The organism is Streptococcus mitis (genome assembly GCF_000960025.1).
GTDB classification, from domain to species: Bacteria; Bacillota; Bacilli; order Lactobacillales; family Streptococcaceae; genus Streptococcus; species Streptococcus mitis_DH.
In genome coordinates this window covers 399,110-412,927 of the sequence record NZ_JYGQ01000001.1, presented here as the reverse complement: position 1 = coordinate 412,927, position 13,818 = coordinate 399,110, and the positions used below count along the sequence as shown (strand labels likewise).

Here is a 13,818-nt window from a genome sequence, read left to right as displayed (position 1 = left end):
TTTTCAATTTACCAACTATCTGAAGAACCACCACCATCAAATCCACCGCCACCCCAATCATCTGAAGACCAAGATGAACTAGAACTACCAGAATCATATCTAGAGGAAGAAGAATCTGACTGTGCTCTTTGTGAAGCATAGTAGCTTTTTGTGAGCTCGGAAGTCCAAGAAGCATTCCTCACAAAATCGTTATCGTTTGGGTAGAGTTTCCCCTTCCCATTATAAGAGTATTGAGAGCGATTGAGCCTATCTAGTTGCTTTCTTTCAACTTCTGCGTAGTATGCTTCTATAAGTAATGGAGTCCAAGTGTCATTAGGTAGAAAACCTTTTGAGTCTGGATAGAGTTTGTTATATCCTTCGTACTGATATTGAGACCTAATTAAACGCTTATTTTTTTTATAGTCAGATTTACGTTCTTCAGTCCACGTATCATTAGGTACAAAGTCAGGAAAATCTGGATACAGCTTGCCTTTTCCCTCGTACTCATACTTAGAAAAGCGGCATCTTTTTAAGTACTTGATCCACGTTGCTAAACTTAGTAAAAGAAAGAACAACAGATAGAACAATATCGGAAACGGAATGTAATCGAAGTACTTACTAAAGCCTTCATTATTTTTTAATGATTTTTCATAGCTTTTTGGAAGTCGATTATTTTCCTTCTTGTTTATGATTTCAGCTTTGCTAGACTCGGCTTTAGAAATACCTACTAGAATTTTGTTAAGAGCATCAGTATATTTCCCTTCTTTCATGTACGGTTTAGAATCATTTAGTAAGGAACTAGCCTTAGAGTCAGTAAGCCAAATTGCTGCTTCGTTGGATGTTTCAATACGAAACTTCCTATCTTTTATAGCAATAGCAATTAGAATTCCACTGTTGGAATCTTGTTTGCCAACTTTCCATTTGCGTGCAACCTCATTGGCTACCTCTTCAATACTAGAACCGTCCAGGGTATCTACAATATAAATACCCACTTGGGTTTCACTCCCAGCATTCATACTCTCTAACGTTTCTGCAACACTAGTGGTTAAATAACCGTTAGGATCGTAAATACCATTTAAAGGACGATCTGGAACAGCTATATTAGCCGCAACAATAGGCATAAAAAAGAATAAAGGGGTAATTAAGAGTAAAAGTAACTTTTTCATAGGAGATCCCCCACAAGACTAATCAGTTAAATTGACTTTAGGGACCACCTTTGCATCTTTCTCTGCTTCAATTAACTCAGCTCTTTGGAAACCAAACAAACTAGCTATCATATTAGTAGGAAAACGTCTAATGGTCTTATTATATTCTGTTGCAGTATCGTTGTAATCTTTACGAGCAACAAACAAACGATTTTCAGTTCCCTCAAGCTCTGAAATTAGAGAAGACACTTGTGTATCAGCTTTTAACTCCGGATAATTTTCTTGAACAACTAGCAATCGAGAAATGGCAGAAGTTAATTCGCTCTCCCCTTCATTTTTTGTTTCTGTATTTCCTGAGCCAATCTTAGAACGAGCATCCGCAATCTTTGTAAAGATGTCTTCTTCGTGCTTCATATATCCTTTTACAGAATTTACAACATTTGGAATTAAGTCAGCCCTACGTTGAAGTGCAACTTCAATCTTCGAGTTAGCTTGTTTCACAGATTCATCTTTGCTAACAAGACTATTGTACGAACCTGCCAACACTATAATACTGATGAAGATAATTCCTACAGGAACTCCTATTAGAGCAATTAATTTTTTTGACATATTTTTCCCTATTTTCTATTGTTCATCATTTATCGATAATAAAAATTTCATTCTCTTTCATAATTGTTTCTATATTTATTATCTCATCAACAATTTCTAACTTATCAATTGAAGTAGAAAATAACAGTTATAAACTTTCAAATTCGTTTTGTATTATAGTTATGATTTTCAATAGCCTATTTAATTTGTTTTGTATTTTGTTTATTAGTAAAGGCATTCATCCCCACAATTATTAAACAGGCCATTCTAATAGCTCTAACTTATACAGTAGTTATCAATGATAAACATACGTTTAAAAAATACCTATAAAAAATGAACAAAATAATGTTCTTATTTTAGCAATTCTGAAACTGGTTCAAAAACAATTTTTTCAATGTCAGAAAGGTAAATTGCCAATTGTTGTTGCTTGGTAAAGAATTCTGACAAGAGGCTGTTCCCCTGAATCTGCTTGCCAAAGCCTTCCATTTTCACTTGGAAGGAAGCATCTGGCATTTGACCTGTCTGTGCTAGTTTTTGAATTTCCTCTTGGAAAGTAACATATTCTGTAAAGATTTTGCTTGCCTCAGCATCTGCTGCAATCGCATCTTTAGCTGCTTTGACAGCCTTGTATTCTGGTAATTCGCGTAGACCGCGACTGAGTTCGTTTGCACTATCGTAAATATTTGACATGATTTTCTCCTTATTTATTTCTTTTAAAATTAATAGTCACTCAGTGATCTTTATTATTGTGCAATAACTTCAATATGACCTCTTGAATGTCCATAACTTAATTCCTTATCTGGTATATACTTTATCTTCAAAGAGCCTAAATTAGAATCTGTTATAGTTTCATTTGATACAAGATTATCAAAATAACTATTTATCTCATCATCAGATAAAGACGATTCAATTGCTCTAACAATATCATGAAATACTTCTTTCATTCCTACAACACCAGATTCACTATTTTCATTTGTCTGATTTATTGTTACATTGATTTTATCAGTATCATTTGCATGTAAAAGCTCCAAGTAGTATCCGTAGCTTGATGCGAAATATTTTATTTTTATATTTCCTTTTTTGATATTTTCTAATGGGCTATCAGAATTTTGATTATAGCTATTAATAAAATCATTAATAATCCTATCGTCTACATACTTTGAATTAGTTTTCTCTGAACTTGTTTCTTTCTTGGATGGTTCATTTTTTGTCTCGACACTTGCTTCTGAATTAGTTTTCACATCTTTTTTAACAGCACAAGCACCAAGTAGGATAAAAGAAAAAAAGATAATACCAAATATTGATTTATTTATTTTTGACATGATTTTCTCCTTACTTGACAACGACTGTGTAGTCAGTATTTTCTGTTATGAGATGCTCGGCTCTTTCTAAGTCTTGAGCATTTTTAAATGAAATTTGTAGAATCCCGTGAATATCTTCACGGTTTTCCTCGTTAATATGAATATTGACCAAGGAAGTTCCTCGCAGCAATTCCAAAATCCGCAGGATGACGTTTTCTTCATCGGGAACGTCGACATAGAGGTCATAACAGCTATCCACACCACCACGCTTATGAATTTCCATGGCCTGACGTTGCTCACGCGCTTGGTTGAAAAAGTTCCAAATCTGCTCTTCATCTCCCTTGCTGATAGCTTGTCCAACCTCATCTAAACGTTCCTTGAAATCCTCAATGCGGTCTAGAATAGTCTCACGATTGGACAAGAGAATGGAGGTCCACATACCTGGTTCGCTTTCCGCAATTCGGGTCATATCTCGAAAACCACCGGCCGCAAAGCGCCTTGCCATCTCATGTTCTTGAGCATAGACCGCGGTCTGCTCCATGAGACTGGAGGCCAGAATATGAGGAAAATGGCTAATCTGAGAAGTCACGCGATCATGCTCCTTAGCATCAATCTCGATAAAACGGGCATGAAGACCTGAAAGCAAGTCCTTCATTTCCTCAAGTGTGTCAGGACTTGTTAGACTAGACGGTGTAAAGATATAATAAGCATTTTCAAAAAGATTGACATCCGCAGAAGCAGCCCCTGTCTTATGACTACCAGCCATAGGATGAGCCCCGACAAAGCGAACAGGTTTGCAAGCCAAATACTGCTCCGCCGCATCCACAATGGCTGACTTGGTCGAACCAGCATCTGAAATAATCACGCCTTCTTTCAAGTCCAAGTTGGCCAACTCCTTAATAAAGGAAATGGTTTGCTTTATTGGCAAGCTAAGAATAATGATATCCGCAAGAGGAGCAAAACTAGCAAAATCATCCGTTGCACGGTCAATCATGCCTTCTTTCAAGGCGATATCTCTCGAAGCTTGACTGCGATTATAACCTAAAATTTCATAATCTGGATGATCGCGTTTGATACCTAAGGCCATAGAGGCACCAATCAATCCAAGGCCCGCGATATAGACTGTTTTTGCCATAGGAACTCCTTAATAGTTCTTTGTATAGTCTCGGTGTTTGGCCACTGCTTCTTTTAATTCCTCTAGATTGTCTGATGAGAATTTTTCGAGGATTTCTTGTGCCAAAACCGTTGCCACAACAGCTTCCATGACCACACCGGCTGCTGGAAGAGCGGTCGGATCACTTCTCTCCACTGTTGCCTTGTAGGGTTCATGGGTTTCGATATCCACACTCATGAGTGGTTTGTAGAGAGTAGGAATGGGCTTCATCACGCCTCGAACAACGATGGGTTGCCCATTGGTCATACCACCTTCAAAGCCACCTAGATTATTGGTACGGCGAGTATAGCCGTCTTCTTCAGACCAGAGAATTTCATCCATGACCTGGCTGCCTTTACGATAACCAGCTTCAAAGCCAAGACCAAATTCCACCCCTTTAAAGGCATTGATAGAGACAACTGCTTGGGCAAGTCTGGCATCTAATTTTCTGTCCCATTGGACATAGGAACCAAGACCAACTGGAACACCTCCAACGACTGTCTCCACAACCCCACCGATGGTATCACCGTCACGTTTGATTTGGTCAATATAATCCTTGATTTCCTGTTCTCTTTCTTGGTTGACAATAGAAACTTCAGACTGGGCAGCTCTTTCCTTAATCTCAGCAACTGTGAGATTCTCAGGAACATCAATTTCCTTGCCACCAAAGACTACGACATGGTTGGCAATCTCCATATCCAGCTCAGCCAAGAGGCGTTTGGCTACTGCCCCAACTGCCACCCGCATGGTGGTTTCACGAGCTGATGAACGCTCCAAGGAATTACGCAAATCATCAAAACGGTACTTGATCCCCCCAACCAAGTCGGCATGACCTGGCCGAGGATGGGTGATTTTTCGTTTGCTTTTAAATCGGTCTTCAATGTCCTCCGCAGACATGATATCCAGCCATTTCTGATGGTCCTTATTGACGACATCCATGGTAATGGGAGCCCCTGTCGTCTTCCCATGGCGAACGCCTGAAGTAAAGACAACCTGGTCACTCTCAATCTTCATACGACCACCGCGGCCGTATCCACCCTGACGACGTTTCAAATCCTCATTGATGTCCTCTGCTGTCAAAGGAAGTCCTGCTGGAATTCCTTCAATGATAGCCGTCAGACGGGGACCGTGTGATTCTCCTGCAGTTAAATATCTCATACGTTCTCCTTATTTTACCAAGTAGTCTTTCATCTCTTCCAGAGAAACTGGGTGGATGGTTGCAGAACCAAGCTCTGGTACCAAGACCAATTTCAAGGTATTGCCACGCGCTTTCTTGTCATGAGTCAAAGCCTGATAAAGCTTGTCAACATCCCAGTTTTCATAATCAACAGGCAAGCCAAATTTCTGACACATATCTGTAATGGACTGAGTTATGCCAGCTGGCATAAGGCCTTTTTCCTCAGCTACCTTGGAAATCTGCACCATGCCCATGGCAACAGCTTCTCCATGCATGACCTTGCCATAACCGGCCGTTGCTTCAATAGCATGACCAATAGTATGGCCAAAATTGAGGTAAAGGCGAACACCATTGTCCAACTCATCCTCAACTACCATCTTACGCTTAACCTGGCAAGAATGTTCAATTAAAGTCTCCGCATGCTCCAAAATGCTCTCTACAGAACCATCCAGCTCCGTCAAGAGAGCCCAAAGTGCTGGATCCTCAATCAAGCCGTACTTGATAACCTCACCCATTCCTTCAATCAACTCTCTTTTTCCGAGAGTTTCAAGAACAAGTGGATCAATCAGAACCCCGTCTGGTTGGGCAAAGGTACCCACCATATTCTTAGCAAATGGAGTATTGACGCCCGTCTTTCCACCGATTGAAGAATCCACCTGGGCAGTCAAACTAGTCGGAATCTGAACAAAGTGAATGCCCCGCATATAGGTAGAGGCTACAAAGCCTGCCAGATCTCCAACAACACCGCCACCAAGAGCCACGATTCCATCACTACGAGTCAGACCTTGCTTGACTAAAAATTCATAGACTTTCTGGACAGTAGTTAAATTCTTTCTTTCTTCGCCTTCTAAAAAGTCAAAAACTGCTACCTGAAAACCAGCATCTTCTATGCTGAGCTTGACCTTCTCTGCATAAAGAGAAGCTACATGGTTATCTGTCACAATGACTACCTTTTGTGGTTGCCAGAGTTCTCGCAACCATTGACCAGCCTGAGCCAGACAACCTTTTTCAATCTGAATATCATAAGGATGATGAGGAATATCGATTCTGATTTTCATAGGAGAATCTCCCTTTCTTTATTGGTATTTTTCTGTTAAGGACTGCCAAATCTCTTCTGTCGGCATTTCCTTTCCTGTCCACAGTTGAAAAGCTTCTGCAGCTTGATAGAGCAACATTCCCAGACCATTGACGGCTGGATTCCCCTGACTTCTGGCCCATTTCAAAAATGGTGTTTCAAAGGGTTGGTAAATGATATCTGCTACTAAAATAGTTTCTGATAGAACAATGCTTTCAGGAACTGGAGATGATTGACCATCCATCCCTACACTTGTCGCATTGACCAGTAAATCCGACCCAGCAATCCTTGCTTGCAGTTCGGGAACATCTTCTAAAGCATACAAGTCCACTTTAAAGCCTGTCTGCTCTTGTAACTTGGTCAGGTAAGGTCTTGTTTTTTCAATAGAAACTGAACGAACAAAGACAGAAATCTGACTGACGCCGTCCAAAATAGCCTGTGCCAAAATGGACTTGGCCGCACCACCTGCACCCAGCATGGTCATCTTTTTACCTGAAATTGTAAAAGAAGGCAAGCTCTTAAAAAATCCCTTGCCATCTGTATTATATCCAATTAAATTGCCATTCTCATTGACAACCGTATTAACCGCACCAATCAAGCGCGCTTCATCGCTCAGCTCATCCAAATAAGAAATCACTTTCTCCTTATAGGGCATAGAAAGGTTAATTCCAAACATCTGGTAGCGACGAATATTGGCCACTGTTTCTGCCAAATCAGCTGCATCAATCTCCCAAGCCACATAGACACCATTGGTAGCTGTCGCCTCAAAGGCTCTATTGTGGATGAAGGGAGAGATAGAATGTTTAATAGGGTTGGCAACAACTGCAGCTAAACGTGTATAGCCATCAAGCTTCATCCAAAATCTCCCTGATTTTTTTCATGTTAGCTAGGGAAATCTGACCTGGGGCACTGGCCTCATCCAGACTAGCAAAGGACCAGCTAGAACCAGTCACATCTGCAGTGATACGAGAGACCTTGCCCACCTTGCCCATAGAAATGGTCACATATTCCTGCTCAGGATTGAGGGTTTTAAAGCCTCGTGTATAGTTCATCAAGTCTAAGACATCCTGCTCCGTGTGAGCCATCACCGCAACCTTGACAAGTTTTGGATTTAGGCTCGTCAACTCTGACAAGATTTCCATCATGTTTTCAGGTGTTTCTTGGAAATTGTGATAACTCAAAACGATATTTGGGAAGTCCAGCATTTCCTCAAAAACATCCTTGTAGCTATAGTACTCAAAATCAATATAGTCTGGTTGATAGAGTTGTGCCACTTCCTTGATTAGATGGATATATTCTTCTGGAGAAAGGTCGATTTCTCCCCCTTCAGAGCGAGTTCGTAGCGTGAAGACCAACTCACGACCTGCGAATTTTTCAAAAATCGCTGGAGCCACCTGCAAAATCGCTTCCTTAGGCAGATAGTCGGCACGCCATTCAATGATGTCGGCATCCAGGTACCTCGTGGCATCCAGAGCCTGGGCCTCCTCTAAACTTCTTGGCATTACTGAAACAATTAATTTCATTTACTAACCTTCATACTAATCACCTTGAGGTAATTACTACTTTCATCTTTTTTATTATAGGCAAAATCTGCTGGAAGACCGTATTTATTTAAAATCTGGTAACTTCTTCCTGCAAAGCCTTTATCAATTTGTTCTGTAAATTTCTGGCGGGATACATTGGCAGCATTGGTGCTGGCAATAATAATACCGCCCGGATTTAAAATCTCAAGACTCTGGGAAATCAATTTGTGATAATCCTTGGCCACAGAGAACGTTTGTTTTTTGTTCCGAGCAAAGCTAGGCGGATCTAGGACAATCACATCGTAGGTCAAGCCTTTTCGCTTAGCATACTTGAAATACTCAAAGACATCCATGACTATAAAACGATGGTTGTCTGTGCTGAGCCCATTTACCTGAAAATGCGCTTGAGACAATTCTCGTGAACGTTTGGCTAGGTCCACAGAAGTTGTCTGGCTAGCTCCCCCCATGGCTGCAGCTACTGAAAAGGCTGCTGTATAGGAAAACATGTTGAGCAAGGATTTACCCATAGCCAATCCATCAACTAGACTACCACGAACCTCGTGCTGGTCTAGGAAAATCCCTGTCATCAAGCCATCGTTCATAAAGACTTGATACAGAACACCATTTTCCAAAACAGTGAAAAAGTCAGGTGCTTCTTGGCCATAAATATGGGCAGATTCATAGTCCAAACCCTTAAAGCGGATCTTCTCATAGGTCCCTAACACCTCAGGAAAAGCCTGTCTAAAAGCTTCTGAGATAACCTTGCGAATCTGATAAACATAAGAGTTATACCAAGAAAAGACAGCATAGTCGCCATAAAGGTCCACTGTCAGACCGCCAAAACCATCTCCCTCTTGGTTGAAGAGACGAAAGGCAGTTGTCAATTCATCTTGATAGTAGGCACTTCTCTTTTCTTTAGCTTGTCTAAACAGCGTTTCAAAGAAAGCTTGATTGAAGGTCACCTTGTCTTTGCTCACAAACCAGCCCAAGCCCTTGTTTTGCTGAGAAAGGTAGGCACTACCAAGAAAGTTTCCATCTTGACTATGGACTTCTACTTCCTGATCCTTGAGATTGATATTCTCAAGATCGCTGGCTTCTAGTAAAACAAACCCCTTGGAAAGCTTTTTTTCAACCCGTTTGTTGACTCTTATTCTATTCATAGTCCCTATTATAGCAAATTTTGTGACAATTCTCAAAAAAGAAACTACCCTTGCTTTTTTACTCTAGTTTTAAAAAATGGTATACTAATACTAATAAAAACTTAGGAAGTAATTGTGTGAGAATCAATTTTAACAAAATCCAAAAAGCCATGGGTACCAGACTGGGTTTTGTCCTAACCCTTTTAATCCTCTATTGGCTCAAAACCTTATTAGCCTATACCATTGACTTCAATTTAGATATTCAAGTGGGCAAGTTGCAAGGGAATTACCTTGCCTTTATCGCCTTTTTCAACCCCCTTCCTTTGGGACTCCTCCTGCTGGCTCTAGCCCTCTATGCTCGATCAACCAAGGCCTTTTACAGTCTTAGTATAGCTATTTATAGCCTTTTGTTTATTTGGCTCTATTCTAATATTTTTTACTATCGAGAATTTAGTGACTTTATCACGGCCAATACCATGAATGTGGTCAGCAAGGTATCTGTTGGTACTGCGGAACTAGAGTTACTGCGCCCTTGGGATTTTATCTATTTTATGGATTTCCCATTGCTGGCTTATCTTCTCTATAAAAAGCTTATCCAGCTGGACAGGAGACCTTTCAAATTCCGCTCCAGTGTTGCCATCACTGCTCTCTCGGCCCTGCTCTTTTCAGCTAACCTTTTCTTGGCTGAAATTGAGCGTCCCGATCTCCTATCACGAGGATTTTCTAATTATTATATTGTTCGTGCCCTTAGTTTGCCAGCCTTTTTAGGTTATAGTGCCAACCAATCCTACAGTGCCAACAAAGAACGTGCCAAGGCCTCTGAGACCGACCTTCAACCTATCACAGACTATATTCAAGAACATTCTGCTAAGCCCAATCCAGACTATTTTGGCTTGGCCAAAGGGAAAAATGTGATTTATCTCCACTTGGAGAGTTTCCAGCAATTCCTACTGGACTATAAACTCAACATAGATGGAACTGAGCATGAAGTCACTCCCTTCCTTAATTCCCTCTACCATTCGCAAGCAACCCTAGCCTTTTCGAATATCTTTAACCAAGTCAAGGCTGGTAAAACCTCAGATGCAGAAACCATGCTAGAAACTGGCTTGTTTGGACTTGACCAAGGTTCCTTTATGGTCAATTACGGTGGTACCAATACCCAGCAGGCAGCTCCTTTTATCCTATCAAAAAACGGCTATCAATCGAGTGCCGTCTTTCACGGTAATATCGGGACCTTCTGGAATCGAAATACGACCTATAAACAATGGGGCTACCAATACTTCTTTGATGCTTCCTATTTTACTAAGCAAGACAGTAGCAATTCTTTCCAATATGGTTTAAATGATAAAATCATGATGAAAGATTCTATTCAATATCTAGAGCATTTGCAGCAGCCTTTTTATGCCAAGTATATCACGGTGTCCAATCACTATCCTTATGCTAGCAATCTGACAGGCGATGAGCTTGGTTTCCCCTTGGCTAAAACCAAAGATGAAACCATCAATGGCTACTTCCAAACAGCTAACTATCTGGACAGTGCTATCAAGGCCTTCTTTGACTATCTCAAAGAAAGTGGCCTCTATGAAAAATCCATCCTCGTCATCTATGGAGACCATTATGGAATTTCTAACTCCCGCAATCCTGACCTGGCTCCCTTGATTGGCAAGACTTCTGAGAACTGGTCGAATTACGACAATGCCATGTTGCAACGAGTGCCTTTTATGGTGGTCATGCCTGGTTATGAAAAGGGGCAAATCATCAATACCTACGGTGGACAAATCGATATCTTACCGACTCTCGAACACCTCCTTGGTATTGAGTCCAATTCCTTCCTTCAAGTTGGACAAGATCTCCTATCACCAGACCATCAAGAAATCGTTGCCTTTCGGACTGCTAATTCCTTCGTCACACCTAAATACACCAGTTATGACGGACGAACCTACTATACTGAGAGCGGTCTTGAAATCAGTAATCTTGATGAACAAGCTCAGACTGAACTAGAAATCGTTCGTCAAGCAGCCAGTCAACAGCTGAAAATTAGCGATCAGATTCAAACTGGCGATTTGATCCGTTTCTACCAAGCAGATCATCTTGGAAAAGTTGATACAGAAAGTATTTCTTACCTCAATTCTTTACCAATTCTGCAAAAGATTGAGCAAGAAAAAGGAAGTCAATCAACGAGCCTCTTTAGCCAACGACAAGGCAAAACCAGTACTGACCTTTTCAAGGCACCAAGTTACCAAGAACTCCACCCAGAGTCGGCAGAAACCGAATCAAAATCACAATAAAAAATGCTCTTCCAAGAACGGAGGAGCATTTCTTTTTAAAAATTTATCAAGCAAGCGACCAACTATCTCATCTTTTTTCTATCTCTGCCAATATGCGTGACAGGTAATAATAATAGCTAAAAATAGCAAGACCAAGCAGGAGGATAAGAGCTCCTACTCCCAAGCTGATGGCAAGGACAGGGGAAAGAGACTGAAGCAAGTATACGCTCACAATAGTTGAAATCAATAAGATAGCACTATAAATAATAATCAAAACCATTGTGACTATACCTTTTGAACGATTCACCAGGTCCGTAATGCTACTCCAATTGGTTGACAGATTTTTCATATCTTTAAAATAATGGTGGCAAGAAAGGCTGACACTGGCAAGAACCCATGCCACAAGAAGGTAAATCATCGAAAGGATAGGCAATCCTAAATAAAGGGAAAGACCAAGTAAAGTCAAGATAGGTAAAAAGGACTGGACAGCAAAGATAATCCAAAATTTCACTTTCACATAACGAGCAAAGTCAAAGGGTAAACTCTTCAGAAAATCAACATTTTCCCTCTCCAAGGATAAGGCAATTGAAGGAAGGCTGGTGATATTGTTATTGACAACTGCTATAAACATTCCCACGAAAAACAAGGGTAACCAGTATGGAGGATGAATATCTGGAACTATCTGAGAATCTCGAATTTTGGAAATCAGACCGATCATCATGAGATAAGGAAGAAAAGCACTTGTAAAAAGCACTGTAATCACGCCAGTCCCCTGTCCCAAGAGGGAGAGGTTGTAGCGCAAAACCATGCGGAAAAATCCCTTTTTAGTTCTTGAAATCCCCTCTTTACTGCGACGTTCTTTTTTGATCTTCTCCTCACTGTTAAGCAGAATCACGTCATAAAAATGAGGAAAAACCTTCTTTTTGGTCAGATAAAGCAAGAAAACAGTTAAAGCTATCCAAGCGAGCAGACCCAGTATGGCCTCTGTCGAAAAAGGCTCCACTGCTATTTTGTAAAAGAGATGAATAGGATAAAGGAGAAATGGAATATCTCTAACTCTGTCAACTATATCTCTAGAAGTCGACTGTAGAAGGAAGACAAATAATAAAGGTATGAGAACCCCAATCCCAATCATCACATTGGCAAAAATAGACTGATACTTTCTAAAAACGGTAGTTTGAGCCAAGAAATGCACTACCCCTACCATCACTAAAGTAACAGAGACAAATAATAAGGCCAAGGACAGCAGCATCAAAGGCAAGCCCAGCCAAAGAGAAGGAGCTAACCTAATGTAGAGGACTAGAAAATAAGCTAGGGTTGGTACAATTCCAGTTAGAGCTGGCAAGAGGACAGACAGTCCTTTAGCGATTATAATCTCTGATTCTTTAAAGGCATAGGGACTATAGGAGGCCAAATCCTTACTCTCATAAAAGACATTGTAAAAGGCAGTGAAAGCCGTTGAAAAGGCAAGCACCAGTAAAATAGCAACCATGGTACTAAAAAGACTTGGCATTTCCTCAAAAGGAAAATGAAAGGCTATATTTATAAACAAAAGTAGCATCAAGAGGCTAGAAAAAATGTAAGAACTTAGGACTCTAGCGGAAACATTTACTTTTTTCCCAGGGTTCTTAGCCTGCTTCTTTCGTAGGTTAGCCAGATTCGCTTCTTTAGATGAATAGAGGATATTGATATCAACTAATTTTTTAATGACCTTGAAACGCATCTTCACCCTCCTCTTTTCTACCAGCAAGGCTAAGGTAGATACTTTCCAAAGACTGGTCTGGGTGGTCTTTTCTCAAGTCCTCTACACTACCACAATAAATCAAATGCCCCTTTTTCAAGATTGCAATCCGATCACAGACTTGCTCAGCTACCTCGAGGACATGGGTTGAAAACAAGACTGTCTTACCTTTTTGTGCATGTTCCTTCATCATTTGCTTCAAATCAAAGGCAGCCTGGGGATCCAAACCAGTCAAGGGTTCGTCCAAGACCCAAATATCAGGATCAGACAAGAGTGCCCCGATGACAAAGACTTTCTGACGCATTCCGTGAGAAAGGGTTTCAATAACCTGATAACGGTTTTCAGCAAAATCAAAAACCTTCAATAGCCTATCTAGACTAGCCTCCAAGTCAGAGCTGCTCAAATCATAGGATGAAGCAATCAATTCCCAAAATTCATTGGCCGTTAAACGTAAAAATAAGTCAGGCGAGTCTGCAACGTAGCCAATCTTTCGTTTGATAGCCAAGCGATTTTCCGATAAATCTAAACCGTCAACCAAAATACGACCACTGCTGGGTGAAATGATACTGACTAGGGATTTTATAGTGGTCGATTTCCCAGCACCATTATGGCCAATCAAGCCCATAATCTCTCCATTTTCAATCTGCAGATTGAGATTGCTCAAAGCCGCTTTATCACCATACAACTTACTAACATTTTGAAATTCAATCATGGGCTGACTCCTATCTTT

13 protein-coding genes are annotated in these 13,818 nt (G+C 40.6%); 1 reads left to right on the top strand and 12 read right to left on the bottom strand.

What is annotated here, in order from left to right:
* Nucleotides 1–8: 8 nt before the first annotated feature.
* The 10 genes from TZ91_RS02225 to TZ91_RS02180 all read right to left on the bottom strand — a co-directional run bounded on the left by TZ91_RS02225 (nt 9) and on the right by TZ91_RS02180 (nt 9,101).
* Nucleotides 9–1,145, bottom strand: coding sequence for a TPM domain-containing protein (locus TZ91_RS02225; RefSeq protein ID WP_033686750.1), 1,137 nt, complete (start codon nt 1,143–1,145; stop codon nt 9–11).
* 18 nt (nt 1,146–1,163) lie between these two features.
* A complete protein-coding gene (locus TZ91_RS02220) occupies nt 1,164–1,733 on the bottom strand; it encodes a LemA family protein (protein ID WP_033686751.1) in 570 nt (189 codons plus the stop codon).
* Nucleotides 1,734–2,063: 330 nt separating this feature from the next.
* On the bottom strand, nt 2,064–2,402 hold the full coding sequence (locus tag TZ91_RS02215; RefSeq protein ID WP_033686752.1) for a YlbF/YmcA family competence regulator: 339 nt from the start codon (nt 2,400–2,402) through the stop codon (nt 2,064–2,066).
* A 53-nt stretch (nt 2,403–2,455) separates the two neighbouring features.
* Nucleotides 2,456–3,034 carry a hypothetical protein gene (locus TZ91_RS02210; RefSeq protein ID WP_080702845.1) on the bottom strand — a complete coding sequence of 193 codons (579 nt, stop codon included), beginning with the start codon at nt 3,032–3,034 and terminating at the stop codon, nt 2,456–2,458.
* Nucleotides 3,035–3,044: 10 nt separating this feature from the next.
* Entirely contained in the window at nt 3,045–4,148 is a 1,104-nt protein-coding gene (locus TZ91_RS02205; protein WP_033686753.1) for a prephenate dehydrogenase, read from the bottom strand.
* Between the two features lie 9 nt (nt 4,149–4,157).
* Nucleotides 4,158–5,324, bottom strand: coding sequence for a chorismate synthase (gene aroC / locus TZ91_RS02200; RefSeq protein ID WP_033686754.1), 1,167 nt, complete (start codon nt 5,322–5,324; stop codon nt 4,158–4,160).
* A gap of 9 nt (nt 5,325–5,333) precedes the next feature.
* Complete coding sequence (gene aroB / locus TZ91_RS02195; protein ID WP_033686755.1) at nt 5,334–6,401, bottom strand: 3-dehydroquinate synthase; 1,068 nt, start codon at nt 6,399–6,401, stop codon at nt 5,334–5,336.
* Nucleotides 6,402–6,419: 18 nt separating this feature from the next.
* Nucleotides 6,420–7,274, bottom strand: coding sequence for a shikimate dehydrogenase (locus TZ91_RS02190; RefSeq protein ID WP_033686756.1), 855 nt, complete (start codon nt 7,272–7,274; stop codon nt 6,420–6,422).
* Nucleotides 7,264–7,941: a type I 3-dehydroquinate dehydratase gene (gene aroD / locus TZ91_RS02185; RefSeq protein ID WP_033686757.1), complete on the bottom strand. Its 678-nt coding sequence runs from the start codon at nt 7,939–7,941 to the stop codon at nt 7,264–7,266. The genes TZ91_RS02190 and aroD overlap by 11 nt, the downstream gene beginning before the upstream one ends.
* Nucleotides 7,938–9,101, bottom strand: a complete 1,164-nt coding sequence (locus TZ91_RS02180; protein ID WP_033686758.1) for a class I SAM-dependent rRNA methyltransferase — start codon at nt 9,099–9,101, stop codon at nt 7,938–7,940. Before TZ91_RS02180 ends, aroD begins: the two co-directional genes overlap by 4 nt.
* A 149-nt stretch (nt 9,102–9,250) precedes the next feature.
* Here TZ91_RS02180 and TZ91_RS02175 point away from each other — a divergent pair, with 149 nt between their 5' ends.
* Nucleotides 9,251–11,368: an LTA synthase family protein gene (locus tag TZ91_RS02175; protein WP_033686879.1), complete on the top strand. Its 2,118-nt coding sequence runs from the start codon at nt 9,251–9,253 to the stop codon at nt 11,366–11,368.
* A 67-nt stretch (nt 11,369–11,435) separates the two neighbouring features.
* On the opposite strand, the gene TZ91_RS02170 is transcribed toward TZ91_RS02175, so the two are convergent.
* Both TZ91_RS02170 and TZ91_RS02165 read right to left on the bottom strand, forming a co-directional pair.
* Entirely contained in the window at nt 11,436–13,070 is a 1,635-nt protein-coding gene (locus tag TZ91_RS02170) for a hypothetical protein (protein ID WP_033686759.1), read from the bottom strand.
* Nucleotides 13,051–13,800: an ABC transporter ATP-binding protein gene (locus TZ91_RS02165; RefSeq protein WP_033686761.1), complete on the bottom strand. Its 750-nt coding sequence runs from the start codon at nt 13,798–13,800 to the stop codon at nt 13,051–13,053. The genes TZ91_RS02170 and TZ91_RS02165 overlap by 20 nt, the downstream gene beginning before the upstream one ends.
* Nucleotides 13,801–13,818 lie beyond the last annotated feature (18 nt).

Coding starts and splice junctions, on each gene's coding strand:
- TZ91_RS02225 (WP_033686750.1), bottom strand. CDS start 1,145: ATGAAAAAGTTACTTTTACTCTTAATTACCCCTTTATTCTTTTTTATG.
- TZ91_RS02220 (WP_033686751.1), bottom strand. CDS start 1,733: ATGTCAAAAAAATTAATTGCTCTAATAGGAGTTCCTGTAGGAATTATC.
- TZ91_RS02215 (WP_033686752.1), bottom strand. CDS start 2,402: ATGTCAAATATTTACGATAGTGCAAACGAACTCAGTCGCGGTCTACGC.
- TZ91_RS02210 (WP_080702845.1), bottom strand. CDS start 3,034: ATGTCAAAAATAAATAAATCAATATTTGGTATTATCTTTTTTTCTTTT.
- TZ91_RS02205 (WP_033686753.1), bottom strand. CDS start 4,148: ATGGCAAAAACAGTCTATATCGCGGGCCTTGGATTGATTGGTGCCTCT.
- aroC (WP_033686754.1), bottom strand. CDS start 5,324: ATGAGATATTTAACTGCAGGAGAATCACACGGTCCCCGTCTGACGGCT.
- aroB (WP_033686755.1), bottom strand. CDS start 6,401: ATGAAAATCAGAATCGATATTCCTCATCATCCTTATGATATTCAGATT.
- TZ91_RS02190 (WP_033686756.1), bottom strand. CDS start 7,274: ATGAAGCTTGATGGCTATACACGTTTAGCTGCAGTTGTTGCCAACCCT.
- aroD (WP_033686757.1), bottom strand. CDS start 7,941: ATGAAATTAATTGTTTCAGTAATGCCAAGAAGTTTAGAGGAGGCCCAG.
- TZ91_RS02180 (WP_033686758.1), bottom strand. CDS start 9,101: ATGAATAGAATAAGAGTCAACAAACGGGTTGAAAAAAAGCTTTCCAAG.
- TZ91_RS02175 (WP_033686879.1), top strand. CDS start 9,251: ATGGGTACCAGACTGGGTTTTGTCCTAACCCTTTTAATCCTCTATTGG.
- TZ91_RS02170 (WP_033686759.1), bottom strand. CDS start 13,070: ATGCGTTTCAAGGTCATTAAAAAATTAGTTGATATCAATATCCTCTAT.
- TZ91_RS02165 (WP_033686761.1), bottom strand. CDS start 13,800: ATGATTGAATTTCAAAATGTTAGTAAGTTGTATGGTGATAAAGCGGCT.